We start from the raw sequence: 23,788 nt of genomic DNA, 5'->3' as shown, positions 1-23,788 counted from the left end.
ATATACACTCCCTGCGGATAGGCTCTGTGGGGACGCCATGCATACGCGCTTAGCCGCCATCGGTGACAATCACACCCTTGGCGACGACATTCTGGACCAGATAGAGGGCGAGGCTCTGGTGATCCTGGAGCATCCCGACCATTACATGGCGGTGACCATCGCCACGGCGCGCTCCTCCCTGGAGATCATCGAGCGCCTGCGCCGCCGCGCCAAGGCCGCGTGACTCTTCCCAGCCTCCCGGACATGGCGTAATAATCCCGGCTTCCGTCACGCCGTCCCGAGGTTTCCATGAAGTCGCTGTGGTCCGATACCGATGCCGAGTCCTTCGTCGCCCGCTACGCGCCTGAAGGCGTCAACCGTGATCTGGCCCTTCGCGTCTACACCACCCGGCTGCTGGGCGGCGATCCCCGGCTGGTGCTGCACGGCGGCGGCAACACTTCGTGCAAGACCACAATCAAGGACCTGCTGGGCGACGATGTCGAGGTGCTGTGCGTCAAGGGCTCGGGCTGGGACATGGGCGACATCGAACCCGCCGGCCTGCCCGCCGTGCGCCTCGCTCCGCTGCTGAAGCTGCGCAAGCTGGACAGGCTGTCCGACGAGGACATGGTGGATTACCAGCGCGGCAATCTGATGAACTCGGCCTCGCCCAACCCCTCGGTGGAGACGCTGCTGCACGGCTTCCTGCCGCACAAGTTCATCGACCACACCCATTCCACCGCCGTGCTGTCCCTGGTGGACCAGCCCGACGGCGAGGCCCTGGCCCGCGAGGTCTATGGGTCCCGCATGGGCTATGTCCCCTATATCATGCCGGGCTTCGCCCTGGCCAAGAAGGCCGCCGAGGTTTACGAGCAGGACCCGAGCGTGGACGGCCTGATCCTGGTCAAGCACGGCATCTTCACCTTCGGCCCCGACGCCCGCCAAGCCTATGACCTGATGATCGAGATGGTCACCCTGGCCGAGCAGCGCCTGGAGAAGGGCCGCAAGACCCTGGTTCCCGCCAAGACCCTGCCCAAGGCCCCCGCCCCCCTGGCCGAGGTGGCGCCCATCCTGCGCGGCCTGCTGGCCAATGGCCCCAAGCGCCGCATTCTCGATTTCCGCACCAGCGCGTCCATCCGCGCCTATGTGGACGGCGCCGAGGTTACCCGCTATTCCCAGCAGGGCGTGGTGACGCCGGACCACACCATCCGCACCAAGAACTGGCCGGTGGTGCTGCCCGCCCCCGAAGCCGGCCGGCTGGCGGAATGGGCCGAGGCCGCCCAGGCGGCCATCGCCGCCTTCGAGGCCCGCTACCACGCCTATTTCAGCCGCAACAACCAGCGCCTGGGCGGCATCAAGACCGAGCTGGATTCCAAGCCCTGCGTCGCCCTGGTGCCCGGCCTCGGCCTGTTCGGCATCGGCGCCAGCGCCAAGGATGCCGCCATCGCCGCCGACATCGCCGTCAACACGGTGGAAAGCATCACCGACGCCGAGGCCATCGGCCGCTTCGAGCCGGTGGGCGAGGCCGATCTGTTCGACCTGGAATACTGGTCGCTGGAACAGGCCAAGCTGGGCAAGGGAGCCGAGAAGCCCCTGGCCCGCCAGGTGGTGGTGGTCACCGGTGGCGGGTCCGGCATCGGCGCCGCCACCGCTAAGGCCTTCGCGCGTGAAGGCGCCGAGGTCGCCGTGCTCGACCGTGATTCCGAGGCCGCCCTCAAGGCCGCCAAGGCCTGCGGCGGCAAGGCCCTGGGCCTGGCCTGCGACGTCACCGACCCGGCAAGCGTACGGGCCGCCTTCGACCGCGTCGCCGAGCGCTTCGGCGGCGTCGATGTGGTGGTCAGCAATGCCGGTGCCGCCTGGCAGGGGGCGGTGGGCGAGGTCGACGATTCCACCCTGCGCGCCTCGTTCGAACTGAACTTCTTCGGCCATCAGAGCGTGGCGCAGAACGCCGTCCGCGTCTTCAAGGCCCAGGGCACCGGCGGTGCCCTGCTGTTCAACGCCTCGAAGCAGGCGGTCAATCCGGGCAAGAATTTCGGCCCTTACGGATTGCCAAAGGCGGCAACCCTGTTCCTGATGAAGCAATACGCGCTGGATTACGGCAAGGACGGCATCCGCTCCAACGCGGTCAACGCCGACCGTATCCGCTCGGGGCTGCTCACCGACGACATGATCAAGAGCCGCTCCTCGGCACGCGGCCTGACGGAACAGGACTACATGGGCGGCAATCTGCTGGGCCGGGAAGTCACCGCCGAGGACGTGGCCGACGCCTTCCTGTGGCTGGCCAAGGCCGCCAAGGTCACCGCCTGCACCGTCACCGTCGACGGCGGCAACATCGAGGCGAGCCTGCGGTAGGACCTCTGGGGGGCGGCAGAGCCGGGGGCGGGCTTGGCGCCCGCCCCGTCCCCGTCAACCGGACTCACTTCCAGCCGGCTTCCTTCTCGCACGCCTTCATCTCGTTGGGATGGGTCTTTTCCCAGGCGCTGATGGACAGGGTCTCGCTGTCGTCCATCTTGTTGTTCATGCAGGTGCAGTAGGTCTTGACCACCTCGGCCGATACCTTGGCGTCGGCGTTGTCCTTGATGCACTTGGCCACCCACTTGGCGTCGTCGGACGCGGCGAAGGCCGTGCCGGACGCCATGAGCGACAGGCCGACGCAGGCCATGGCGACGAATGCTTTCATGCTCCCCTCCCTTCCTTTGCCTCCCCCCTCCGGGGGAACTGGAAGAAAGGCATATGGGGATGCCCTCATCCTTTGCGAAGAGGGGATCAGCACACCGGACAGCGAGTCATGGGCAGATCGCGCCTGATCCAGCCCGGCCCGGCACCCGAACCGGCCATGCCCTCGGACACGTCGAGGATGCGGGTGAAGCCGGCATCGGCCAGGGCCTTGGCGGTCGCCGCCGAACGGTTGCCGGTGCGGCAGATCAGGGCGATGGGGGCGTTGCGGTCGCCCTGGGCGGCGGCCAGCAGGTCGCGCACGAAGCCGGCCCCGCCTTCGGGATGGCGCATGGGAATCAGCCGGGCGCCCTCGGCCACCCCGGTCTGCTTCCATTCCTCGGGCTGGCGGATATCGACCAGCACCACTTCGCCGGCCTTGGCGGCCCGCAGCGCCTCGGGCGCCGAAAGAATCTTGATCTCCGCCGCCAGGGCGGTTCCGGCCAGAATCATCCAGGCCAGGGCCGCCAATATCAGGGTACGCATCACATTCGCCTCTCATTGATTAAGGCGTATCTAATACACCTTCCGCCGGGCTGCCATCAAGGCCAAGGCCTCGTCGCGGGTCCGCACCCCCAGTTCGAGGAGCAGCGGCGGTTCCAGGCCACAGGCGGCCAGACTGGCGCGGTCGGCCAGCACGGCGGCGGCCTCGCCCTGGGCGATCACCCGCCCCCCCTGGAACAGCGCCACCCGGTCGGCGAATTCGTAGGCCAGGTCCACCTCGTGGGTGGTGAACACCAGGGTGGTTCCCGCCCGGGCCAGCCGGTCCAGGGCGGCCAGCAGGCGTTTGCCGCCCTGATGGTCCAGGCCGGCCAGCGGCTCGTCCAGCAGCAGCACCTCGGGCTCCATGGCCAGGGCGCCGGCGATGGCGACGCGCTTCTTCTGCCCGAAGGACAGCATGTGGGTGGCACGGTCGGCCAGATCAAGGATGCCCAGGGCGTCGAGCGCCGCGTCCACCCGCCGGCGGGTCTCGGCCTCGCCGAGGCCGAGATTGAGCGGCCCGAACGACACGTCTTCGGCCACATTGGCGGCGAACAACTGGTCGTCGGGCTCCTGCAGCACCAGCCCGACCCTTTTCCGCCAGCCGGTCAGCGCCGCCCGCGAATAGCCCATGGCGGTCCCATCCAGCAGGACGCTGCCGGCGGCCGGCTTCAGGGTGCCGTTGAGATGCAGCAGCAGGGTGGTCTTGCCCGCCCCGTTGGGACCCAGCACGGCGAGACGCCGCCCGCGCTCCACCGCGAGGTCGAGACCGGACAGGGCGGGAACGCCGCCGGGATAAGCATAGGACAGGCCCCGGGCCTCGACAATCACCCCAGCCACAGGCTCACCCCCGCCAGGGCCGACTGGCCGCCCAGGATCAGCGCCAGCACCGGCCGGGACGCCGGCCGCGCCGTCGAGATCATCGGCAGCGAACCGTCGAAGCCCCGCGCCGCCAGCCCCACCTCCAGGCGGCGGGCGCGGTCCATGGCGCGCGGCAGCAGCTGGGCGATCAGCAGGCCCAGGGAACGCACCTGCCGCCTCGGCCCGAACCAGCCGAGGCGGGCCTCCTGGGCGGTGCGGATGGCGGCGGCCTGATCCAGCAGCAGGAACAGGAAATGCCAGGTCAGCAGCATGATCTCGGCGATCTCCGCCGGCAGGCCCAGGCGGCGCAGACCGCGCACCAGATCGGGAGCCGGGGTGGTGGCGGCCAGCAGCAGCAGGGCGGAAACGGCGGCGGCGGCGCGCAGCACCACCAGGGCGGCGCGCCGCCCCTGATCGGCGGCCAGATGCAGCCCCTGGGCATCCACGTCCACGGCCAGGGCGGCGGCACCGGTCAGCACGAAGCCCAGCGGCACCGCGTTGAGGCGCAGCCAGTCGCCGGGGGGAATCCGCGCCCCGCCCAGGGCCAGCCCCCAGGCGGCCCCCAGCACCAGCGCCCCGCCCGGCCACGGCGGCAGCACCAGGGCGAGGGCCAGCAGGCCGAGGGCGAGCGCCGCCTTTTCCATGGGCGCCCGCTTTCGCCAGCGACCGGCCTGGGACAGGCGGTCAATGGTCAGGCTCATTTACCGGAACGACCGTGCCTGCGTCCGAGGACATAGCCCAGCAGACCGGCCCCGAAGGCGGCCTGCAGGGCGAACAGCAGGCCCTCCATTTCCTTGGAGGGCTGCCAGAACGGCGCGGTCCACTTCTCGTAGCCGGGATTGCTGGACTCCACCACCTGGCTGGCGGCGTCGTCGGTGCCGCCGAACTGGCCGGCGGGATCGAGGATCAGCGGGGCGGCGATGATCAGCGCCGCCAGCCCCAGCAGCAGCGAATTGGTGCGGGCGGTCATGCCTTGGCTCCTTCCACGCGGATGCGGCGGCCCTTGAGGGCGTTCATCACCACCACGGTGACCAGTCCCTCGGCCACCGCCAGCGGCAGCTGGGTGACGGCGAAGATGCCGGCGAACTTGGCGAAGGCGCCGCCGAAGCCGCTCTCGGCGTCGGGGAAGGCCAGAGCCAGCTGGACCGAGGTGGTGACGTAGGTGGCGAGGTCGCCCAGGAAGGCGGCCAGGAACACCGCCACGGCGAAGGGGACGCCCAGCCGGCCGGCCAGCCGCCACACGCCATAGGCCACCCATGGCCCGGCGATGGCCATGGAGAACACGTTGGCCCCCATGGTCGACAGGCCGCCATGGGCCAGCAGCAGCCCCTGGAACAGCAGGACGATGGTGCCGATCACCGCCATGATGCCGGGACCGAACTGGACGGCGCCCAACGCCGTGCCGGTGGGATGCGAGCACGAGCCGGTGACGCTGGGCAGCTTCAGGGCCGACAGCACGAAGGTGAAGCCGGCCGATGCGGCGATGTCGAGCCGCGCCTCCGGCCGTTCCGCCAGGATGCGCTTCAGGCCTCGCGCCCCCAGCACCACGAAGGGGGCGGAGATGCAGGTCCAGGCAATCGCGTGCCCGGCGGGAAGGAACCCTTCCATGATATGCATGATGAACAGACTCCGTTCGTCGAGAGACTTGAACCTGTCGCCGCGAAACGGAAAACTGACCCGACGGCACACCCCGGCCGAACGGGCTCGCAAGCGACTCTCGATGATGGCAGGTCTCCTGACTCGCGGGTCGTGGGGTCCGGCATAGCCTTCCCAGCCCATATCGGGCCAGTGGCGTCTCTAAAGGCCGGAACCTCTCCGCTTACAGTTGCGGGGGCAGTCATGGAATTGACCCTCTTTTCGAGGGCCGCACCGCGTTCCCATTTTCACCCCGCGCCCTCACCGGACCCGGGGAACCATCACCGGGCACTATAATTTCGCCATGATCGGGATGCAAACCATTCCCGGCCTGCTAAGCTGGGCCAGGACAGAACGGAGGGGTAGCCTTGTCCCACACCATTGCCTTGGTCGACGACGACCGCAACATCCTGACCTCGGTCTCCATGGCGCTGGAAGCCGAGGGCTTCAAGGTGCGCACCTACACCGACGGGGCCGAGGCGCTGCGCGGCCTGACCAGCCAGCCGGCCGACCTCGCCGTGCTCGACATCAAGATGCCGCGCATGGACGGCATGGAACTGCTGCAGCGCCTGCGCAAGCAATCGGCCATCCCGGTGATCTTCCTCACCTCCAAGGACGACGAGATCGACGAGTTGCTGGGCCTGCGCATGGGGGCCGACGACTACATCAAGAAGCCGTTCTCGCAGAAACTGCTGATCGAGCGCATCCGCGCCCTGATCCGCCGCCTGGAGGCCAACGCCGCCGGGCCGGACGAAGAGGGCGGCGAGACCCTGGTGCGCGGCCTGCTGGTGCTGGACCCCGGCCGCCACGTCTGTACCTGGAAGGGCAAGGCCGTCGATCTCACCGTCACCGAATTCCTGCTGCTGAAGTCGCTGGCCATGCGTCCCGGCCATGTCAAGAACCGCGACCAGCTGATCGACGCCGCCTATGGCGAGTCCATCTACGTGGACGACCGCACCATCGACAGCCACGTCAAGCGGCTGCGCAAGAAGTTCCGCGAGGTGGATGACGAATTCGCCCAGATCGAGACCCTGTACGGCGTCGGCTACCGTTATCGGGACGAGTGAGGCGCTATCGTGACGAGTGAGCCCGCCCCCGCCCGGCGGCGCCGCACCCGCTGGCGCCTGCTGGCCTCGCCGCTGACCCGGCGCATCCTGGCGGTCAACCTGCTGGCCCCCATCGTGCTGGTGGTGGGAGTGTTCTACCTGGACCGCTACAAGCAAGGGCTGATCCGCGCCGAGTTGGACGGGCTGGGCACCCAGGCCGAGATGGTGGCCGGCGCCATCGGCGAGGGCGCGGTGTTCGAGGAAGAGATGGGCTTCTTCGAGATCAATCCCGACATGGCGCAGCAGATGGTCCGCCGCCTGTCCGAGCCGGCCAAATTCCGCGCCCGGCTGTTCGGGGCGGTGGGCGAGCTGGCCGCCGATTCCCGCGTGGTGGGCGGCGCCAAGGGCTCGATCTATATCGAGGAACTGCCGTCGCCGACGCCGCCCCACTGGACCGACCGGCTGGCGCGGCAATGGGACCGCTGGGCGCGCTGGATGCCCAGGGACGAATCCCTGCCGCTCTACCGCGACCGGAGCAACGCCCGCGCCGACGATTTCGAGGAAGTGATGAGCGCCATGGCCGGGCGGCTGGCCTGGACGGTGCGCTCGCGCCAGAACGGCGCCCTGGTCCTGTCGGTGGCGGTGCCGGTGCAGCGCTACAAGCAGGTGGTGGGCGCCCTGCTGATCACCGCCGACGGGGCCACCATCGCCCGCTCGCTGTTCCAGGTGCGCATCGCCATCCTGGAGGCCTTCGCCGTGTCGCTGGCGCTGACCATCGGCGTCTCGCTCTACATGGCCGGCACCATCGCCCGGCCGGTCCGCCGGCTGGCCCTGGCCGCCGAGCGGGTGCGCCACGGCCAGGGCCGCGCCCACGCCATCCCCGATCTGTCGGCCCGCCGGGACGAGATCGGCGAACTGTCCGTGGCCCTGAAGGAGATGACCGAGGCCCTGTGGCGGCGCATGGACGCCATCGAGGCCTTCGCCGCCGACGTGGCCCACGAGATCAAGAACCCGCTGACCTCGCTGCGCTCCGCCGTCGAGACGGCGGCACGGATCGACGACCCGGACAAGCGCGCCCGCCTGATGGCCATCGTCCTGGACGACGTCGGGCGCCTGGACCGGCTGATCAGCGACATCTCCGACGCGTCGCGCATCGACGCCGAGATGAGCCGGGCCGAGACCGCGCCGCTGGCGCTCGCCGCCATGCTCGACACCATGGGCGAGATCTATGGCGGCACCTGCGAGGAGCGCGGCCTGCGCTTCCAGATGGAACGGCCGGCCGGGGACGCCCTGATGATCCAGGGCATCGAATCAAGGCTGGTCCAGGTGCTGCGCAACCTGATCGCCAACGCCATGTCGTTCAGCCCCGAAGGCGGCCTGATCCGTCTGGCCGCCCGGCGCGAGGGGGCGCGCATCCTGCTTGCCGTCGAGGACCAGGGGCCGGGCATTCCGCCCAACAAGCTGGATGCCATCTTCGAGCGCTTCTACTCGGAACGGCCCGAGGGCGAGAAGTTCGGCACCCATTCCGGCCTGGGCCTGTCCATCTCGCGCCAGATCGTCGAGGCCCATGGCGGCGTCATCACCGCCGAGAATCGCGAGGAAGGCGGAGCGCGCTTCACGGTGGCCCTGCCCTCGTCGGCATAGAGCCTCCGAGCCCCGGCGAGGGATGACGGGAAAGGTCGGATGGAACGCCCGCCGGTATCAGCGCCACAATCCTCGGCAATGACCTACAGCAGCGAGCCCTGCCGCCCGTCGGGCGTCGTCGGCTTGCGGTGCGGCTTGGGCACGGGCGGGGCGGCGCTGCCCTCGACCCGGACGCCGACCTTGCCGTCGGCGAATTCGACGCCCAAGCCGGCCCCCGGCGTGGTCGCCGCGACGGAGGTGACCGGCGCGCCGTGCTCGTCCCGCACCACGGCGAAGCCGCGCTCCAAGACCTTGCGATAGGAAAAGCTTTCCAGCAGCTGGCCGGCATGGGCCACTCGCCGGATCTTCTCGTCGAGCAGGCGGGGCATGGCCTGGGTCAGGCGGGCGGCCGACTGCTCCAGCTGCAGCGCCCGGCGCTCATTGGCGGCGCGTTCGGCCGCACCCGCCGTCTTCATGGCGTGGTCGAGCCGGGTGGCGAGCGCCGCCAGCCTGTGCCCGGCCTCGGCCAGTTGCTCGCGCGGGTGGCGGAGCCGCGCGCCCAGGCGGTCCAGCTCGGCCCGGCGGCGCTCCAGCAGCAGGCGCGGCGCGTTGTTCAGGCGCTCGGCCCGCTCGTCCAGGCGGCGGGCGCAATCCTCCATCACCCGGCGGGGATGGGGCAGCGCCCGGAAGGTGTGGGAGAGGCGGGTGCGCCGCTCCTCCAGCCCGCGCTGCATGGCGCCGATCATGCGCGCCCCCATGTCGGCCACCGTGGCGACCAGCTCGGCGCGCACCGGCACCGCCTTCTCGGCCGCCGCCGTGGGGGTGGGGGCGCGCAGGTCGGAGGCGAAATCGATCAGGGTGGTGTCGGTCTCGTGCCCGACCGCCGAGATCAGCGGAATCCCGGACTCGGCGGCGGCCCTCACCACGATTTCCTCGTTGAAGGCCATCAGGTCTTCGAGCGAACCGCCGCCCCTGGCCACGATCAGCACGTCGGGGCGCGGCACCGCGCCGCCCGGCTCCAGGGCGTTGAAACCCCGGATAGCGGCGGCCACCTGGGCGGCCGCGCCCTCGCCCTGGACGGCCACCGGCCACAGCAGCACGCGGCGGGGGAAGCGCTCGGCCAGCCGGTGGAGGATGTCGCGGATCACCGCGCCGGTGGGCGAGGTCACCACGCCGATGACGTCCGGCAGGAAGGGGATGGGACGCTTCCTCGCCGTATCGAACAGCCCCTCGGCCATCAGCCGCTTCTTGCGGTCCTCCAGCATCTTGAGCAGGGCGCCCTGGCCGGCCAGCTCCATGCGCTCGACCACCATCTGGTATTTGGAGCGGCCGGGATAGGTGGTCAGCCGCCCGGTCGCCACCACCTCCATGCCGTCCTCCGGCCCGATGGCCAGCTTGGACGCGGACCCGCGCCAGCACACGGAATCCAGCACGGCCTCGGCGTCCTTCAGCGCGAAATAGAGATGCCCCGAGGAATGGCGCTTGAAGCCGGAAATCTCGCCCCGGACGCGGACGAAGGAAAAGGCGTCCTCCACCGTGCGGCGCAGGCCGGCAGACAGTTCGGAGACCGAGTATTCGGGGACGTTGGTGGGGGCGGGACGGGCGTCGTCGTTCATGGCCGGATGGTGGCGCAAGAGCCGGTGATTTGCAAACGCGGACGGAAATGATAAACGACCCCTGTCATCACTCCGGGAGGCGACAATGCGGGTTCTGGTGGTCGGTTCGGGCGGGCGCGAGCATGCGCTGTGCTGGAAGCTCAAGTCTTCGCCCCTGCTCACCAAGCTGTGGTGCGCGCCGGGCAATGCCGGCATCGCCGATGCCGCCGAATGCGTCGCCATCGGGGCGGAGAACGTGGACGAACTGCTGGCCTTCGCCCAGGCCAACGCCGTCGACCTGGTGGTGGTGGGGCCGGAGGCGCCGCTGGTCCTCGGCCTGGCCGACAAGTGCCGCGCCGCCGGCATCAAGGTGTTCGGCCCCTCGGCCGCGGCGGCCGAGCTGGAGGGCTCCAAGGGCTTCATGAAGGATGTCGCCGCCAAGGCCGGCATTCCCACCGCCTGGTACGGCCGCTTCACCGACATGGACAAGGCCAAGGCCTTCATCCGCGCCAAGGGCGCCCCCATCGTGGTCAAGACCGACGGGCTGGCCGCCGGCAAGGGCGTGGTGGTGGCCATGACCCTGGACGAGGCCCTGGGCGCCGTCGACATGATGATGGGCGACAAGGTGTTCGGCGCGGCCGGCGACGAACTGGTGATCGAGGAATTCCTCGATGGCGAGGAATGCTCGTTCTTCGCCCTGTGCGACGGCAAGACCGCGCTCCCCCTGGTGGCCGCCCAGGACTACAAGCGGGTGGGCGACGGCGACACCGGCCCCAACACCGGCGGCATGGGCGCCTATTCCCCCGCCCCGGTGGTCACCGATTCCATCCAGGCCGAAATCATGGAACGCTCGATCCTGCCCCTGGTCAAGACCATGGCCGAGATGGGCAAGCCCTATACCGGCGTGCTGTTCGCCGGCATCATGGTGACCAAGGATGGCCCCAAGCTGCTGGAATACAACGTCCGTTTCGGCGATCCCGAGTGTCAGGTGCTGATGGCGCGCCTCGAATCCGACCTGCTGCCGGTGCTGGCCGCCGGGGCGGAAGGGCGGTTGGCGGGCGTCGAGCTGACATGGTCCGACGACGTCGCCCTGGTGGTGGTGATGGCCGCCAGGGGCTATCCCGGTTCCTACGAGAAGAACACGGTGATCGGCGGACTGGACGGCGCGGCCAGGGTGGAGGGCGTCACCGTGCTGCATGCCGGCACGGGTACGAAGGACGGGCAGGTGGTCGCCACCGGTGGACGGGTGCTGGGCATCACGGCGCGGGGCAAGACCGTGGCCGAGGCGCGCGAGCGCGCCTACAAGGCGGTGGACGCCCTGGACTGGCCCGGCGGCTTCTGCCGCCGCGACATCGCCTGGCGGGCTTTGGCCCGAAATTAGACCTTGGGGGGGCCTTGCGCCCGCCCCCTCGGGTGGGTATGATTCCCATCTCCTCGCCATAAGACGAGATGAAGAGGGCCGGAAAAACCGGCTCCAGTGACAGGGGATTCACGGGAGACGGTCACCATGTCCTGCAGCAGAGTATTTGCGGGGTCGCGCAGCCGATGCTGATCGCTGCCGCCCTTTCCGCCCTTTTGGCCCTCGCCGTGCTCGGCGTGGCGGCCGGTGCGGAAATGTGGCGTCACCGATTGATCTATTTCTGCTGCATGATTGCCTCGCTGGTGCTGCTGGCCGGCGGCATCAAGCATCTGGGCCAGACGCCGGGCACCGGTCCGGCCATCGTGCTGCCCATCGGTCTGCCCTGGCTGGCCGCCCATTTCCGCCTCGACAACCTGTCGGCCCTGTTCATGGTGGTGGTCAACCTCGCCGCCGCCGCCACCTCGGCCTACGGCATCGGCTATTGCTCGCATCTGCCCGAGCCCCGGCGGGTGACGCCGTTCTATCCCCTGTTCCTGTTCGGCATGAACGCGGTGCTGATCGCCGACGACGCCTTCATGTTCCTGGTGGCCTGGGAGTTCATGTCGCTGGCCTCGTGGCTGCTGGTGCTGGCCGACCACAAGAACGCCGAGAACCGCCACGCCGCCTTCGTCTATCTGGTGATGGCCTGTTTCGGCACCTTCTGCCTGCTGACCTGCTTCGGCCTGATGGCCGGCGGCGAGGGGGCCTATTCCTTCCCCGCCATGCGCGCCGCCAAACTGGACGGCGTTTCCGGCTTCCTGGTGGTGCTGCTGGCCCTGCTGGGGGCGGGGTCCAAGGCCGGGCTGGTGCCGCTGCACGCCTGGCTGCCGCTGGCCCATCCGGCGGCGCCCAGCCATGTCTCGGCCCTGATGAGCGGCGTGATGACCAAGGTGGCGCTGTACGGCCTGATCCGCATCCTGTTCGACCTGCATGGCGAGGTGAACTGGGCCTGGGGCGCGGTGATGATGGTGATCGGCGGCATCACCGCCGTGATGGGGGTGCTCTACGCCATCCTGCAGGACGACCTGAAGAAGCTGCTGGCCTATTCCACGGTGGAGAACATCGGCGTGGTGATGATCGGCCTGGGCCTGGCCATCGCCTTCAAGGGTAGCGGCGAGAAGACCCTGGCCGCCCTGGCCCTGGTGGCCGGGCTCTACCACATCGTCAATCATTCCATCTTCAAGACCCTGTGGTTCCTGTCGGCCGGCGCGGTGATCACCGCCACCGGCGAGCGCGACCTGGGCAAGCTGGGCGGCCTCGCCAAGCGCATGCCGTGGAACGGCGTCGCCGCCCTGGTCGGCGCCCTGGCCATCGCCGCCCTGCCGCCACTCAACGGCTTCGTGTCGGAATGGCTGATCTTTCAGTCGCTGTTCAAGGGCCCCTCGCTGCCCCATTGGGCCATGAAGTTCGGCGTCCCGGTGGTCGGCGCCATGCTGGCCCTGGCCGCCGCCCTGGCCGCCGCCTGCTTCGTGCGCGCCTACGGCATCGCCTTCCTGGGAAGGCCCCGCTCCCAGGCGGCGGCCGAGGCCCATCAGGTTCCCGCCAGCATGCGTCTCACCGTCGCCTTCCTGGCGGTGATGTGCGTGGTGCTGGGCGCCATTCCGGTCACCGTCACCGACGCCCTGTCCCATGTGGTGACACCGCTGACCGGGGTCCAGTTCGCCGTCTCGGCCGATCTGGGCTGGCCATGGCTGTCGCCGGTCAGCTCGACGCGCGGCTCCTATTCCGGCACGGTGCTGGTGATGACCGGATTGGGGCTGTGCGCCGTCACCCTGATGCTGGCCCGCCTGCTGGGCACCTCACGCCTGCGCCGCGCCGATGCCTGGGACTGCGGCCACAAGGAGGACATCCCCCAAAGCCAGTACACCGGCCAGAGCTTCTCGCAGCCGCTGCGCCGGGTGTTCTGCGCCTCGATCTTCGCCGCCCGGGAAAGCGTCGACATGCCCGACCCCGGCGACAACCGCCCGGCGGAACTCAAGGTGCGGGTCATCGATCCGATCTGGGTGGGGCTCTACGCCACCATCGGCCGGGCGGTGGATTTCATCGCCGACCTGGTCAACCGCATCCAGTACCTGACGGTGCGGCGCTACCTGCTGATGATGTTCACCACCCTGGTGCTGATGCTGCTGGTGGTCGCGGTGAGGCAGAACCAATGAGCGCCATCGCCTGGCAATTGCTGCAGATCGTCCTGGTGGTGGCGGTGAGCCCGCTGATCACCGGCTGGGTGCGCCTGGTCAAGTCGCGCCTCAACGGCCGCATCGGGGCCTCGCCGTTCCAGCCCTACCGCGATATCTACCGCCTTTTGCAGAAGGAGGCGGTGGTCGCCCATTCCGCCTCGTGGATATTCCGCACCGCACCCTACGTCACCTTCGGCGCGGTGTGGCTGGCCGCCTGCATCGTGCCGGCCTTCACCACCAACCTGTTCCTGGCCCAGGCCGCCGACCTGATCGCCCTGGTGGCTCTGCTCGGCCTGGCACGCTTCTGGACGGCGCTGGCCGGCATGGACATCGGTACCAGCTTCGGCGGGCTGGGGGCGTCCCGCGAGATGATGATCGCCAGTCTCGCCGAGCCGGCCATGCTGATGGTCACCTTCTCGCTGTCGCTGATTTCCGGCACCACGGCGCCGGCCCAGATCATCGCCTTCATCCTGTCGGGCGGGGTGGGTATCGAGGTCTCGCTGGGTCTGGCCCTGGCCGCCCTGGTGATGGTGGCCATCGCCGAGAACGGCCGCATCCCCATCGACAACCCCGCCACCCACCTGGAACTGACCATGGTGCACGAGGCCATGGTGCTGGAATATTCCGGCCGCCATCTGGCCCTGATGGAAGGGGCCGGCATGGTGCGCCTGACCCTGTTCATGGCGCTGATCGGCGGGTTGTTCGCGCCCTGGGGCATGGCCCAGGCGGGCGACGGCGCCGTCGCCGTGCTGGTCGGGCTGGGGGCCTTCCTGGCCAAGTGCTTCATCCTGGCCACCGCCTTGGGCGTGTTCGAGACCTCCATCGCCAAGATGCGGGTGTTCCGCTACGCCGACTTCCTGGGCGGCGCCCTGCTGCTCGGCCTGCTGGCCACCATCTTCCTCTACGTCTCGGAGGCGGTGTGACGGACATGGCGAATGCCCAGATCTCCTACGACATCGCCCACCTGATCGGCGCCACGGTGCTGATGGCCGGCTTCCAGCTGCTCTACCAGCGCCGCCTGTTCGCGGTCTTGAACACCTTCGCCTTCCAGGCCCTGGCCCTGGCGGCCGCCGCCGCGTGGCAGGCCCACATCCAGCACGCGCCGCATCTCTACGTCACCGCCGCCATCGCCCTGGTGTTCAAGGCGATGATCGTCCCCATCGCGCTGCATTGGCTGGTGGAACAGCTGGGCATCCACAGGAACGTCGAGACCGCCATGTCCATCGGCTGGACCATGATGGCCGGGGTGGCGTTGGTGGCGCTGTCCATCCTGCTGGTGCTGCCCGTCACCGCCAACGCCACCGCCCTGACCCGCGAAAGCCTGGCGCTGGCCATGAGCGTGGTGCTGCTGGGCCTGTTGATGATGATCACAAGGCGCAACGCGGTGACCCAGGTGGTGGGCTTCATGGCGCTGGAAAACGGGCTGATCCTGGCCGCCGTCTCGGCCAAGGGCATGCCGCTGGTGGTGGAGATCTCGGTGGCGTTCTCGGTGCTGGTGGCCATGACCCTGTTCGGCATCTTCTTCTTCCGCATCCGCGAGCGTTTCGACACCCTGGACCTGGCCGATCTGGAAACCCACCGGGGGGACCGCCAATGATCGGCAACTTCACCCTGTTGCCCGGCTTCGAGAATCCGCTGCTGTGGATTCTGGGCGTGCCGCTGGGTTCGGCCGGATTCCTGGCGGTGCTCAAGGACTGGCGGGTGGCCGCCTGGGTCAACGTGCTGGCCTCGGTGGTGACCTTCGGCTCGTCGCTGCTGCTGATCACCGTGCGGCCCGAGCCGACCCGGCTGCTGTTCATCGACGATTTCAACGTCTATCTGGTGGTGCTGACCGCCTTCGTCGGCATGACCACCGCGGTGTTCTCGGCCGCCTATATCGCGCGGGAAAGCGAGGCGCAGCGCCTCTCCGACCTGCATCTGCGCTTCTATCACTCCATGTACCAGGCTTTCCTGTTCACCATGCTGCTGGCGCTGACCGCCAACAACACCGGCGTGATGTGGGTGGCGGTGGAGGCGGCGACGCTGACCACCGTGCTGATGGTCAGCCTGTACCGCACCCGCGAAGCCATCGAGGCGGCATGGAAGTACTTCATCCTGTGCTCGGTGGGCATCGGGCTGGCACTGTTCGGCACCACCCTGGTCTATCTCGCCGCCCAGCCGGTGATGGGCGACGGCGCCGACGCCATGGCCTGGACCCTGATGATCAAGCGGGCCCACGACTTCCAGCCCGACCTGCTCAATCTCGCCTTCGTCTTCGTGCTGGTGGGCTACGGCACCAAGGTGGGCCTCGCCCCCCTGCACGCCTGGCTGCCCGACGCCCACGCCGAAGGTCCCACCCCCATCTCGGCAGTGCTGTCGGGCCTGCTGCTCAACGTGGCGCTCTATGCCCTGCTGCGCTTCAAGATGGTCATCGCCGCCAACGGCAACACGCTGACCCCCGGACCGCTGCTGGTGGTGATGGGGCTGTCGTCCCTGTTCCTGTCGGCCTTCATGCTGTACCGGCGGGGCGACATCAAGCGGCTGTTCGCCTATTCCTCCATCGAGCACATGGGGGTGATCACCTTCGCCTTCGGCATGGGCGGCGCGCTGGCCAATTTCGCCGGCCTGATGCACATGACCATGCATTCGCTGACCAAGTCGGCCATCTTCTTCGCGGTCGGCATCATCAGCCAGAACCTGGGCACCAAGCGCATCGCCGCCATCCGCGGCCTGACCCAATCCCACCCGGTGCTGGGCTGGGGCTTCGTGCTGGCGGTGCTGGCCATCGCCGGCCTGCCCCCCATGGGGGTGTTCATGAGCGAGTTCCTGGTGCTCAGCTCCACCTTCGCCCGCCAGCCGCTGCTGGCCATTCCCCTGGCCATCGGGCTGCTGCTGGCCTTCGCCGCCCTGGTCGCCCGCCTGCAGAGCATGGCCTTCGGCGAGCCGCCGCCCCATTCCCACGCCCACGGCCGGGCCGGGCCGCTGTCCACCGCCCTGGCGCTGACGCCACTGTGGGTGCACATGCTGTTGGTGCTGGTGGCCGGGCTGTATCTCCCCAAGGAACTGGTGGCGTGGTTCCAGCACGTGGCGGGGTTCCTGGGATGATGGGCGACGTCACCTTGCTGGAATTCCTGTCGCTCGGCCGGCCGGTCGAGGGGCACCGGCCGTGGCCGCGCTTCCTCCTCGACCTCAAGGGCTGGCGCCAGCTGATCGACCGTCTGCGGGTGGCGGAATGGTCGGTGATGGCCGAATGGGCCGAGCGCGAGCACATCCATGTGGCGCTCAGGGACGAAACCGCCGGCGACATCGCCGTGGCGTCGCACCATTGCGCCGACCGCCGCTTCCTGGCGCTGGGCAACGTGCGGCCCGGGGTCATCCGCATCGAGCGGGCCATCCACGACGTCTGGGGCCTGACTCCGGTGGGGCTGGAGGACCGGCGCCACTGGCTGGATCACGGCCGCTGGCCGAGCCGCATGCCCCTGGCCGCCCAGCCCATGGGGCCGTCCGCCGAGCCCGATTCCTATCCCTTCCTGAAGGCCGAGGGCGAGGGGCTGCACCAGATTCCGGTGGGGCCGGTCCATGCCGGGGTGATCGAGCCCGGGCATTTCCGCTTCCACTGCCAGGGCGAGGCGGTGGTGCGCCTGGAGCAGCGCCTGGGCTACCAGCACAAGGGGATCGAGGGACTGCTGTCGGGCGCCCCCCTGGACAAGGCGGCGCGCATCGCAGGCAGAGTCTCGGGCGATGCCACCGTGGCCTATTCCCTGGCTTTCGCCCGCGCCGTCGAGGCCGCCACAGGGTGCGAGCTGCCCCAGCGCGCCCATTGGCTGCGCGGCGTGATGGCCGAGATGGAGCGGGTGGCCAACCACGTCTTCGACATCGGCGCGGTATGCAACGACGCCGCCTTCGCGGTGATGCTGTCGCATATGGGCGTGCTGCGCGAAAAGATCCTGCGGGCCAACGACGCCCTGTTCGGCCACCGCCTCAACATGGACCGGGTGGTGCCGGGCGGCGTGGCCCGCGACCTCTCCGACGAGGGGGCCGAGGCGCTGAAGCACCTGCTGCACGGTTTCGTCCGCCTGTTCGACCAGGCCTACCAGCTTTATGAGAACACCCCGTCCCTGTCGGACCGCACGGTCAGCACCGGCATCGTCCAGACCTCGCTGATCCACCGCTTCGGGGCCGGCGGCTTCGTGGGAAGAGCCTCGGGGCGCGGCCACGACGCCCGGCAGGCGCCGGGCTACCCGCCCTACGACAAGCTGGACATGACCGTGCCGGTGCTGACCGAGGGCGACGTCAACGCCCGCGTCCTGGTGCGCTTCGCCGAAGCCAAGGAATCCCTGCACCTCATCAACCGCATGCTGCACGAGATGCCCGACGGCGCCTTCCGCGTGCCGGTGCCCGAGGTGGCGGGCGAGGGACTGGGCCTGGCCGAAAGCTTCCGCGGCGAGGTGGTGGTCTGGCTGCGCATGGGCGCCGACCATGTGGTCGAGCGTTGCCATACCCACGACCCCTCGTGGTTCCAGTGGCCGCTGCTGGAGGCCGCCATCGAGGGCAACATCGTCGCCGACTTCCCGCTGTGCAACAAGTCGTTCAACTGCTCGTACTCGGGGCATGATTTATGATCCCGCCCATCGCCAGGATCCTGGCCCGCCACCTGCTCAGGGGCCCCCACACCATGAAGGACGCGCCGCCGCCCGACCCGGACGGCGTGGCGGAACTGGCCGAGGCCCTGGGCCGGCGGGCGCGGGGGCGGCTGGGCCGCTCGCTGTCCATCCGCGAGGTTGACGCCGGCTCGTGCAATGGCTGCGAGCTGGAGATTCACGCCGTCAACCACCCCATCTACGACCTGGAGCGCTTCGGCATCCGCTTCGTCGCCAGCCCGCGCCATGCCGACGTGCTGCTGGTCACCGGGCCGGTGACGCGCAACATGGAGGAAGCCCTGCGCCGCACGGTGGAGGCGACGCCCGAGCCGCGCTGGATCGTCGCCATGGGCGATTGCGGCAAGGACGGCGGCTGCTTCGCCGGCTCCTATGCGGTGGTGGGGGGAGTCTCGGACGTGGTGCCGGTGGACCTGCACATCCCCGGCTGCCCGCCGTCGCCCCGCCAGATCCTGGCCGGGCTGCTGGCCCTGCTGGATACGGTGGACAGGGGATAATACGCAGCCTGCGCCGAGGGGACGAAACTCACCGACGGGCGAAGCCCGGAGGCAAGGCCAAGGGCCGCCGCCGCTTATGCGGCGAAAGCCAAGGGCTTGGGACAAGCCCGCCCGGCGATTGAGGGGCCTATATCAATGGCTTCCCGCCATGGGGCAGCCGCCGCAGCCCATGGGCGTGCCGCAACTGGGCGGCGGGACGGCCGCCGCGCGGCCCTTGCCCACGTTGGGAGCCATGATCGCCTTGCCCACCTCCTTGTCGCCGCATTCGGGACAGGTCAGCGCGCCGGCATCCTTCTTGGAATCGTAATCACCGCTGTTGTCGAACCACTCCTCGAAGTGATGATCATGGGAGCAGCGCAGGGTGTAGAGGATCATGTCGGGCTCTCGATGCAGGGAAACCGCCCCCTTTATAGGGGAGCGGTTTCCGCCAATGCAATGTTGATGGTCTAGAAGCTGTCGTCGCCGCCCATGTCGAAGCCGGAATCGAAGCCGCCATAACCCTGGTCGTCGGCCACGTTGGTGTCGTAGCCCACCGGCGGAGCGTCGGCCGGGGCATGGCCGCCGGTGTCCGAGGCCTGCTGGGCGCTGGGCGCGCCCCCGCCATGGCTGCCGCCGGCGAACATGCCGGAGATGCTGTTGGCCAGCAGCATGCCGCCGGCCACGCCCACCGCCGCCCCCGCCGCCGTGCGCAGGAAGCCGCCGCCGGCCGAGGGCTGGCCGCCCCAGGGCGAGGGCTGGCCGTATTGCTGGGGCTGCTGGGCGTATTGCTGCTGCTGGGCCTGCTGCTGCGGCGCCTGGGTCGACGGCACCGAACCGCGCCCGCCGCCCCAGGCCGAGCGGCCGAAGCCCGGCGCCGGCTGCTGCTGCGGCTGGGTCTGGTTGGCCAGCCGGGCCTCGAGGTCGCGGATGCGGGCCTCGTTCTCCTTGATGGCCATTTCCTGCACCACCACCGCCTCCACCAGATTGTAGGCGGAATCGGGCACGGAGCGCAGGCGGTCGAGGATCAGGGCCTCGGCCTCGCGGTCCTTGGGACCGCCGGACAGACGGGCCAGACGGTCGAACACGCTTTGGATCAGGTCACGTTCCTGGGGAGTCATGGGTCTTCATCCCGATTATGAAACTGGAGCCAAGAATGTAGGTGCGAATCGCGGCAAGTCCATGGCAGAAAATTATCATTACGAATCATTAAGTTGGCTTAAAGCCCTCCCGGCTTTGGGGAGAAATTCACCCGATCTTGCTTGACTCTCCCCCAGACCCCTCCTAGATGGTTGGCACTCGTCGCCGGAGAGTGCTAACAGCGCCCCGGCTGGATCGAACCGTCTTACGGAGGTTATTCCCAAAATGAAGTTCAGACCGCTCCATGATCGCGTGCTGGTGAAGCGCCTCGACGCCGAAGAGAAGACCGCCGGCGGCATCATCATCCCCGACACCGCCAAGGAAAAGCCCATGCAGGGCGAAGTCGTGGCCGTCGGCTCCGGCACCCGCGGCGATGACGGCAAGCTGGTCGCCCTCGACGTCAAGGCCGGCGACCGCGTGCTGTTCGGCAAGTGGTCCGGCACCGAGGTCAAGATCGACGGCGTCGATCTGCTGATCATGAAGGAATCCGACATTCTCGGCATTCTCGCCTAACCCACGAATTCTATAGAGGTTAAGACAAATGGCTGCCAAGGAAGTCAAGTTCTCCACCGACGCCCGCACCCGCATGCTGCGCGGCGTCGACATCCTCGCCGACGCGGTGAAGGTCACCCTGGGCCCCAAGGGCCGCAACGTGGTGATCGAGAAGTCGTTCGGCGCGCCGCGCATCACCAAGGACGGCGTCACCGTCGCCAAGGAGATCGAGCTGGCCGACAAGTTCGAGAACATGGGCGCCCAGATGGTGCGCGAAGTGGCCTCGAAGACCGCCGATCTGGCCGGTGACGGCACCACCACCGCCACCGTGCTGGCCCAGGCCATCGTCCGCGAGGGCGTCAAGGCCGTGGCCGCCGGCCTCAACCCCATGGACCTGAAGCGCGGCGTCGATCTCGCCGTGGCCGCCGTGGTCGCCGACGTCAAGTCGCGCTCGCGCAAGGTCGCCACCAACGCCGAGATCGCCCAGGTCGGCACCATCTCCGCCAACGGCGAGAAGGAAATCGGCGACATGATCGCCAAGGCCATGGAAAAGGTCGGCAACGAGGGTGTCATCACCGTCGAGGAGGCCAAGGGCCTGGACACCGAGCTGGACGTGGTCGAGGGCATGCAGTTCGACCGCGGCTACACCAGCCCGTACTTCGTGACCAACGCCGAGAAGATGACCTGCGAGCTGGACAACCCCTACATCCTGCTGCACGAGAAGAAGCTCAGCGGCCTGCAGCCCCTGCTGCCGGTGCTCGAGCAGGTGGTCCAGTCGGGCCGTCCGCTGGTGATCATCGCCGAGGACATCGAGGGCGAGGCTCTGGCCACCCTGGTGGTCAACAAGCTGCGCGGCGGCCTGAAGGTCGCGGCCGTGAAGGCTCCGGGCTTCGGCGATCGCCGCAAGGCCATGCTGGAAGACATCGCCATCCTGACCGGCGGCCAGGTGATCAGCGAAGACCTCGGCATCAAGCTGGAAAGCGTCAACCTGGAGATGCTGGGTACCGCCAAGCGCATCACCATCACCAAGGAAGACACCACCATCGTCGACGGCTCGGGCAAGAAGGGCGACATCGACGCCCGCTGCAAGCAGATCCGCGCGCAGATCGAGGAGACCACCTCGGACTACGACCGTGAGAAGCTGCAGGAGCGTCTGGCCAAGCTGGCCGGCGGCGTGGCCGTCATCAAGGTCGGCGGCGGCTCCGAGATCGAGGTGAAGGAGCGCAAGGATCGCGTCGACGACGCCCTGCACGCCACCCGCGCCGCGGTCGAGGAAGGCATCGTCCCGGGCGGCGGCGTCGCCCTGCTGCATGCCGTCAAGGCCCTGGAAGGCCTGAAGTCCGGCAACCCGGACCAGGAAGTGGGTATCGGCATCGTGCGCCGCGCCCTCCAGGCCCCGGTGCGTCAGATCGCCGAGAACGCCGGTCATGACGGCGCCGTCGTCGCCGGCAAGATCGGCGAGTCCAAGGACCTGTCCTTCGGCTTCGACGCCCAGAACGGCATCTACACCGACATGATCAAGGCCGGCATCATCGACCCGACCAAGGTCGTGCGTACCGCCCTGCAGGACGCGGCTTCCGTGGCCGGCCTGCTGATCACCACCGAAGCCATGATCGCCGAGCGTCCCAAGAAGGATGCCGGCGGCATGCCCGGCGGCGACATGGGCGGCATGGGCGGTATGGGCGGCATGGGTGGCATGGACTTCTAAAAGTCCAAGCCGACCGACGCTCATCGCGTTACAGGAAACCCCTCTCCCGGCAACGGGAGGGGGGTTTTTCTTATGGAGGCCACTCCCCCCTTGCACCCTCGCCCCCGGACCGCTACGGTTATCCACACAACGCTACCGTATTTTTCCGAGGCTTCACAGTGCTGGCTGGCAGACGGGTTCTTCTCATCATCTCGGGCGGCATTGCCGCCTACAAGTCGCTGGAGCTGATCCGCCGCCTGAAGGATCGGGGCTGCGCCGTGCGCTGCATCCTGACCCGGGGCGGGGCCAATTTCGTGACGCCGCTGGCCATCGCCGCCCTGTCGGGGGACAAGGTCTACCAGGAGACCTTCTCGCTGACCGACGAGGCCGAGATGGGCCATATCCGCCTGTCGCGCGAGGCCGATCTGGTGGTGGTGGCCCCGGCCACCGCCAACCTGCTGGCCAAGATGGCGGCCGGCATCGCCGACGATCTGGCCTCCACCGCCTTGCTGGCCACCGACAAGAAGGTGCTGGTGGCCCCGGCCATGAACACCATGATGTGGGAGCACCCAGCCACAAGGGCCAATCTGGCCCTGCTGGAATCGCGCGGCATCCTGCGCATCGGCCCCGGGGCCGGCGATCTGGCCTGCGGCGAGGTGGGGGCGGGGCGCATGGCCGAGGCGGCGGAAATCCTGGAGCGCATCGAGACGCTGCTCTGCGATGGCCCGCTGAAGGGCGTCAAGGCCGTGGTCACCAGCGGTCCGACCCATGAGGCCATCGACCCGGTGCGCTTCATCGCCAACCGTTCCTCGGGCAAGCAGGGTCACGCCATCGCCGCCGCCCTGGCCGCCCTGGGCGCCGAGGTCACCCTGGTCAGCGGCCCGGTGACCATCCCCGACCCGCCCGGCCTGCGCGTCATCAGGGTGGAAAGCGCCCTCCAGATGCTGGGCGCGGTGCGGGGCGCGCTGCCCGCCGATGTGGTGGTCTGCGCGGCCGCCGTGGCCGACTGGAGTGTGGCCAACCGCGCCACCGAGAAGCGCAAGAAGAAGGTGGGCGACCCGCCCCCCACCATCGAGTTGACCCCCAATCCCGACATCCTGATGACGGTGTCCAAGGCGGAAGCGCCGGTCCGGCCCCGCCTAGTGGTGGGCTTCGCCGCCGAGACGGAAAGGCTGCTGGAGCACGCCGCCGACAAGTTGGCGCGCAAGGGCTGCGACTGGATCGTCGCTAACGATGTGTCCGAGGCCACCGGCACCTTCGGCGGCGATTCCAACACCGTCCACATCATCGACGGAGCGGGGACGGAATCCTGGCCCGCCATGGGCAAGGACGAGGTGGCCCGCAATCTGGCCGAACGCATCGCCAAAGCCTTGGGGAAGATGTGATGAGCAAGGATGTAACCGTCGCCATCAGACGCCTGGAGCATGCCGCCGACCTGCCCCTGCCCGCCTACGAGACGGCCCATGCCGCCGGCATGGACCTGATGGCCTGCATCCCGGCCGATATCGAGCTGGCGCCGGGCAGGCGCGCCCTGATCCCCACCGGCTTCGCCATCGCCCTGCCAGACGGTCACGAGGCGCAGGTGCGGCCGCGTTCCGGGCTGGCCGCCAAGCACGGAATCACCGTGCTCAACGCGCCGGGGACCATCGACGCCGATTACCGCGGCGAGATCGGCGTCATCCTGGTCAATCTGGGCGACACCGCCTTCGCCATCTCGCGCGGCATGCGCATCGCCCAGATGGTGATCGCCCCGGTCGCGCGCGCCGTCTGGCGCGAGGCCGGCACTCTGGACGACACCCAAAGGGGGACCGGGGGCTTCGGCTCCACGGGAACGGGGAAGAAGGAATAGGAC

At 68.8% G+C, this 23,788-nt stretch carries 24 protein-coding genes and 1 riboswitch; of the genes, 15 read left to right on the top strand and 9 right to left on the bottom strand.

The window, feature by feature from the left end; all coding sequences use genetic code 11:
- The first annotated feature begins 37 nt into the window (after positions 1-37).
- Both H261_RS02245 and H261_RS02240 read left to right on the top strand, forming a co-directional pair.
- A complete protein-coding gene (locus H261_RS02245) occupies positions 38-223 on the top strand; it encodes a hypothetical protein (RefSeq protein ID WP_008613845.1) in 186 nt (61 codons plus the stop codon).
- Between the two features lie 65 nt (positions 224-288).
- The gene (locus H261_RS02240; RefSeq protein WP_008613839.1) at positions 289-2,328 is read left to right on the top strand and encodes a bifunctional aldolase/short-chain dehydrogenase; all 2,040 of its coding nucleotides are present in this window, start codon (positions 289-291) and stop codon (positions 2,326-2,328) included.
- Positions 2,329-2,392: 64 nt separating this feature from the next.
- On the opposite strand, the gene H261_RS02235 is transcribed toward H261_RS02240, so the two are convergent.
- The 6 genes from H261_RS02235 to H261_RS02210 all read right to left on the bottom strand — a co-directional run bounded on the left by H261_RS02235 (position 2,393) and on the right by H261_RS02210 (position 5,649).
- Positions 2,393-2,656, bottom strand: a complete 264-nt coding sequence (locus H261_RS02235; RefSeq protein WP_008613837.1) for a hypothetical protein — start codon at positions 2,654-2,656, stop codon at positions 2,393-2,395.
- An 86-nt stretch (positions 2,657-2,742) separates the two neighbouring features.
- Positions 2,743-3,177 (bottom strand): rhodanese-like domain-containing protein, encoded by a 435-nt coding sequence (locus H261_RS02230; protein ID WP_008613834.1) that lies wholly within the window; start codon positions 3,175-3,177, stop codon positions 2,743-2,745.
- A 30-nt stretch (positions 3,178-3,207) separates the two neighbouring features.
- Positions 3,208-4,011, bottom strand: a complete 804-nt coding sequence (locus H261_RS02225) for an energy-coupling factor ABC transporter ATP-binding protein (protein ID WP_235062847.1) — start codon at positions 4,009-4,011, stop codon at positions 3,208-3,210.
- Positions 3,999-4,733 (bottom strand): cobalt ECF transporter T component CbiQ, encoded by a 735-nt coding sequence (cbiQ, locus tag H261_RS02220; RefSeq protein ID WP_008613830.1) that lies wholly within the window; start codon positions 4,731-4,733, stop codon positions 3,999-4,001. The genes H261_RS02225 and cbiQ overlap by 13 nt, the downstream gene beginning before the upstream one ends.
- Positions 4,730-5,002 carry an energy-coupling factor ABC transporter substrate-binding protein gene (locus tag H261_RS02215; RefSeq protein WP_008613828.1) on the bottom strand — a complete coding sequence of 91 codons (273 nt, stop codon included), beginning with the start codon at positions 5,000-5,002 and terminating at the stop codon, positions 4,730-4,732. Before H261_RS02215 ends, cbiQ begins: the two co-directional genes overlap by 4 nt.
- The gene (locus tag H261_RS02210) at positions 4,999-5,649 is read right to left on the bottom strand and encodes an energy-coupling factor ABC transporter permease (protein ID WP_008613827.1); all 651 of its coding nucleotides are present in this window, start codon (positions 5,647-5,649) and stop codon (positions 4,999-5,001) included. The genes H261_RS02215 and H261_RS02210 overlap by 4 nt, the downstream gene beginning before the upstream one ends.
- 91 nt (positions 5,650-5,740) lie before the next feature.
- A riboswitch (cobalamin riboswitch) is annotated at positions 5,741-5,965 on the bottom strand.
- 70 nt (positions 5,966-6,035) lie between these two features.
- On the opposite strand from H261_RS02210, the gene H261_RS02205 reads away from it, so the two are divergent.
- Both H261_RS02205 and H261_RS02200 read left to right on the top strand, forming a co-directional pair.
- On the top strand, positions 6,036-6,734 hold the full coding sequence (locus H261_RS02205) for a response regulator transcription factor (RefSeq protein ID WP_008613826.1): 699 nt from the start codon (positions 6,036-6,038) through the stop codon (positions 6,732-6,734).
- 9 nt (positions 6,735-6,743) lie between these two features.
- Positions 6,744-8,357 carry a stimulus-sensing domain-containing protein gene (locus tag H261_RS02200; protein WP_008613825.1) on the top strand — a complete coding sequence of 538 codons (1,614 nt, stop codon included), beginning with the start codon at positions 6,744-6,746 and terminating at the stop codon, positions 8,355-8,357.
- An 83-nt stretch (positions 8,358-8,440) separates the two neighbouring features.
- Here the strand turns inward: H261_RS02200 and xseA are convergent, their stop codons facing one another.
- Positions 8,441-9,952 carry an exodeoxyribonuclease VII large subunit gene (gene xseA / locus H261_RS02195; protein ID WP_040475611.1) on the bottom strand — a complete coding sequence of 504 codons (1,512 nt, stop codon included), beginning with the start codon at positions 9,950-9,952 and terminating at the stop codon, positions 8,441-8,443.
- A gap of 85 nt (positions 9,953-10,037) precedes the next feature.
- On the opposite strand from xseA, the gene purD reads away from it, so the two are divergent.
- From purD to H261_RS02160, 7 genes are all read left to right on the top strand, one after another.
- Entirely contained in the window at positions 10,038-11,312 is a 1,275-nt protein-coding gene (gene purD / locus H261_RS02190) for a phosphoribosylamine--glycine ligase (protein WP_008613821.1), read from the top strand.
- A gap of 164 nt (positions 11,313-11,476) precedes the next feature.
- Complete coding sequence (hyfB, locus tag H261_RS02185; protein WP_008613819.1) at positions 11,477-13,486, top strand: hydrogenase 4 subunit B; 2,010 nt, start codon at positions 11,477-11,479, stop codon at positions 13,484-13,486.
- Entirely contained in the window at positions 13,483-14,430 is a 948-nt protein-coding gene (locus H261_RS02180) for a respiratory chain complex I subunit 1 family protein (protein ID WP_008613817.1), read from the top strand. The genes hyfB and H261_RS02180 overlap by 4 nt, the downstream gene beginning before the upstream one ends.
- A 5-nt stretch (positions 14,431-14,435) precedes the next feature.
- On the top strand, positions 14,436-15,104 hold the full coding sequence (locus H261_RS02175; protein WP_008613814.1) for a hydrogenase-4 component E: 669 nt from the start codon (positions 14,436-14,438) through the stop codon (positions 15,102-15,104).
- On the top strand, positions 15,101-16,591 hold the full coding sequence (locus H261_RS02170; protein WP_008613811.1) for a hydrogenase 4 subunit F: 1,491 nt from the start codon (positions 15,101-15,103) through the stop codon (positions 16,589-16,591). Before H261_RS02175 ends, H261_RS02170 begins: the two co-directional genes overlap by 4 nt.
- Positions 16,558-18,108, top strand: a complete 1,551-nt coding sequence (locus tag H261_RS02165) for a hydrogenase large subunit (RefSeq protein ID WP_235062846.1) — start codon at positions 16,558-16,560, stop codon at positions 18,106-18,108. The genes H261_RS02170 and H261_RS02165 overlap by 34 nt, the downstream gene beginning before the upstream one ends.
- The gene (locus H261_RS02160; RefSeq protein ID WP_008613807.1) at positions 18,105-18,641 is read left to right on the top strand and encodes an NADH-quinone oxidoreductase subunit B family protein; all 537 of its coding nucleotides are present in this window, start codon (positions 18,105-18,107) and stop codon (positions 18,639-18,641) included. Before H261_RS02165 ends, H261_RS02160 begins: the two co-directional genes overlap by 4 nt.
- 132 nt (positions 18,642-18,773) lie before the next feature.
- Here the strand turns inward: H261_RS02160 and H261_RS02155 are convergent, their stop codons facing one another.
- Together H261_RS02155 and H261_RS02150 are read right to left on the bottom strand one after the other, a co-directional pair.
- On the bottom strand, positions 18,774-19,016 hold the full coding sequence (locus H261_RS02155; RefSeq protein ID WP_008613806.1) for a DUF1178 family protein: 243 nt from the start codon (positions 19,014-19,016) through the stop codon (positions 18,774-18,776).
- 71 nt (positions 19,017-19,087) lie between these two features.
- Positions 19,088-19,738 carry a DUF2076 domain-containing protein gene (locus tag H261_RS02150; protein ID WP_008613805.1) on the bottom strand — a complete coding sequence of 217 codons (651 nt, stop codon included), beginning with the start codon at positions 19,736-19,738 and terminating at the stop codon, positions 19,088-19,090.
- A gap of 244 nt (positions 19,739-19,982) precedes the next feature.
- Between H261_RS02150 and groES the strand changes: the two genes are divergently transcribed.
- The 4 genes from groES to dut all read left to right on the top strand — a co-directional run bounded on the left by groES (position 19,983) and on the right by dut (position 23,785).
- Entirely contained in the window at positions 19,983-20,270 is a 288-nt protein-coding gene (gene groES / locus H261_RS02145; protein ID WP_008613804.1) for a co-chaperone GroES, read from the top strand.
- A 28-nt stretch (positions 20,271-20,298) separates the two neighbouring features.
- A complete protein-coding gene (groL, locus tag H261_RS02140; RefSeq protein WP_008613801.1) occupies positions 20,299-21,957 on the top strand; it encodes a chaperonin GroEL in 1,659 nt (552 codons plus the stop codon).
- A gap of 158 nt (positions 21,958-22,115) precedes the next feature.
- A complete protein-coding gene (gene coaBC, locus H261_RS02135; RefSeq protein ID WP_008613798.1) occupies positions 22,116-23,321 on the top strand; it encodes a bifunctional phosphopantothenoylcysteine decarboxylase/phosphopantothenate--cysteine ligase CoaBC in 1,206 nt (401 codons plus the stop codon).
- Positions 23,321-23,785, top strand: a complete 465-nt coding sequence (dut, locus tag H261_RS02130) for a dUTP diphosphatase (RefSeq protein WP_008613796.1) — start codon at positions 23,321-23,323, stop codon at positions 23,783-23,785. Before coaBC ends, dut begins: the two co-directional genes overlap by 1 nt.
- The last annotated feature ends 3 nt before the right edge of the window (positions 23,786-23,788 follow it).

Source organism: Paramagnetospirillum caucaseum (assembly GCF_000342045.1).
GTDB classification, from domain to species: Bacteria; Pseudomonadota; Alphaproteobacteria; order Rhodospirillales; family Magnetospirillaceae; genus Phaeospirillum; species Phaeospirillum caucaseum.
The sequence above is the reverse complement of the archived record's forward strand: the minus strand, read 5'-3'. Positions and strand labels throughout refer to the sequence as shown.

What these genes read in the sequence shown, in the direction of transcription:
- H261_RS02175 (WP_008613814.1), top strand. Translation starts at nt 14,436, where the DNA reads ATGGCGAATGCCCAGATCTCCTACGACATCGCCCACCTGATCGGCGCC.
- H261_RS02235 (WP_008613837.1), bottom strand. Translation starts at nt 2,656, where the DNA reads ATGAAAGCATTCGTCGCCATGGCCTGCGTCGGCCTGTCGCTCATGGCG.
- H261_RS02160 (WP_008613807.1), top strand. Translation starts at nt 18,105, where the DNA reads ATGATCCCGCCCATCGCCAGGATCCTGGCCCGCCACCTGCTCAGGGGC.
- H261_RS02245 (WP_008613845.1), top strand. Translation starts at nt 38, where the DNA reads ATGCATACGCGCTTAGCCGCCATCGGTGACAATCACACCCTTGGCGAC.
- dut (WP_008613796.1), top strand. Translation starts at nt 23,321, where the DNA reads ATGAGCAAGGATGTAACCGTCGCCATCAGACGCCTGGAGCATGCCGCC.
- xseA (WP_040475611.1), bottom strand. Translation starts at nt 9,952, where the DNA reads ATGAACGACGACGCCCGTCCCGCCCCCACCAACGTCCCCGAATACTCG.
- H261_RS02150 (WP_008613805.1), bottom strand. Translation starts at nt 19,738, where the DNA reads ATGACTCCCCAGGAACGTGACCTGATCCAAAGCGTGTTCGACCGTCTG.
- groL (WP_008613801.1), top strand. Translation starts at nt 20,299, where the DNA reads ATGGCTGCCAAGGAAGTCAAGTTCTCCACCGACGCCCGCACCCGCATG.
- purD (WP_008613821.1), top strand. Translation starts at nt 10,038, where the DNA reads ATGCGGGTTCTGGTGGTCGGTTCGGGCGGGCGCGAGCATGCGCTGTGC.
- H261_RS02240 (WP_008613839.1), top strand. Translation starts at nt 289, where the DNA reads ATGAAGTCGCTGTGGTCCGATACCGATGCCGAGTCCTTCGTCGCCCGC.
- groES (WP_008613804.1), top strand. Translation starts at nt 19,983, where the DNA reads ATGAAGTTCAGACCGCTCCATGATCGCGTGCTGGTGAAGCGCCTCGAC.
- H261_RS02230 (WP_008613834.1), bottom strand. Translation starts at nt 3,177, where the DNA reads ATGCGTACCCTGATATTGGCGGCCCTGGCCTGGATGATTCTGGCCGGA.
- H261_RS02210 (WP_008613827.1), bottom strand. Translation starts at nt 5,649, where the DNA reads ATGCATATCATGGAAGGGTTCCTTCCCGCCGGGCACGCGATTGCCTGG.
- H261_RS02215 (WP_008613828.1), bottom strand. Translation starts at nt 5,002, where the DNA reads ATGACCGCCCGCACCAATTCGCTGCTGCTGGGGCTGGCGGCGCTGATC.
- H261_RS02170 (WP_008613811.1), top strand. Translation starts at nt 15,101, where the DNA reads ATGATCGGCAACTTCACCCTGTTGCCCGGCTTCGAGAATCCGCTGCTG.
- H261_RS02155 (WP_008613806.1), bottom strand. Translation starts at nt 19,016, where the DNA reads ATGATCCTCTACACCCTGCGCTGCTCCCATGATCATCACTTCGAGGAG.
- H261_RS02180 (WP_008613817.1), top strand. Translation starts at nt 13,483, where the DNA reads ATGAGCGCCATCGCCTGGCAATTGCTGCAGATCGTCCTGGTGGTGGCG.
- hyfB (WP_008613819.1), top strand. Translation starts at nt 11,477, where the DNA reads ATGCTGATCGCTGCCGCCCTTTCCGCCCTTTTGGCCCTCGCCGTGCTC.
- cbiQ (WP_008613830.1), bottom strand. Translation starts at nt 4,733, where the DNA reads ATGAGCCTGACCATTGACCGCCTGTCCCAGGCCGGTCGCTGGCGAAAG.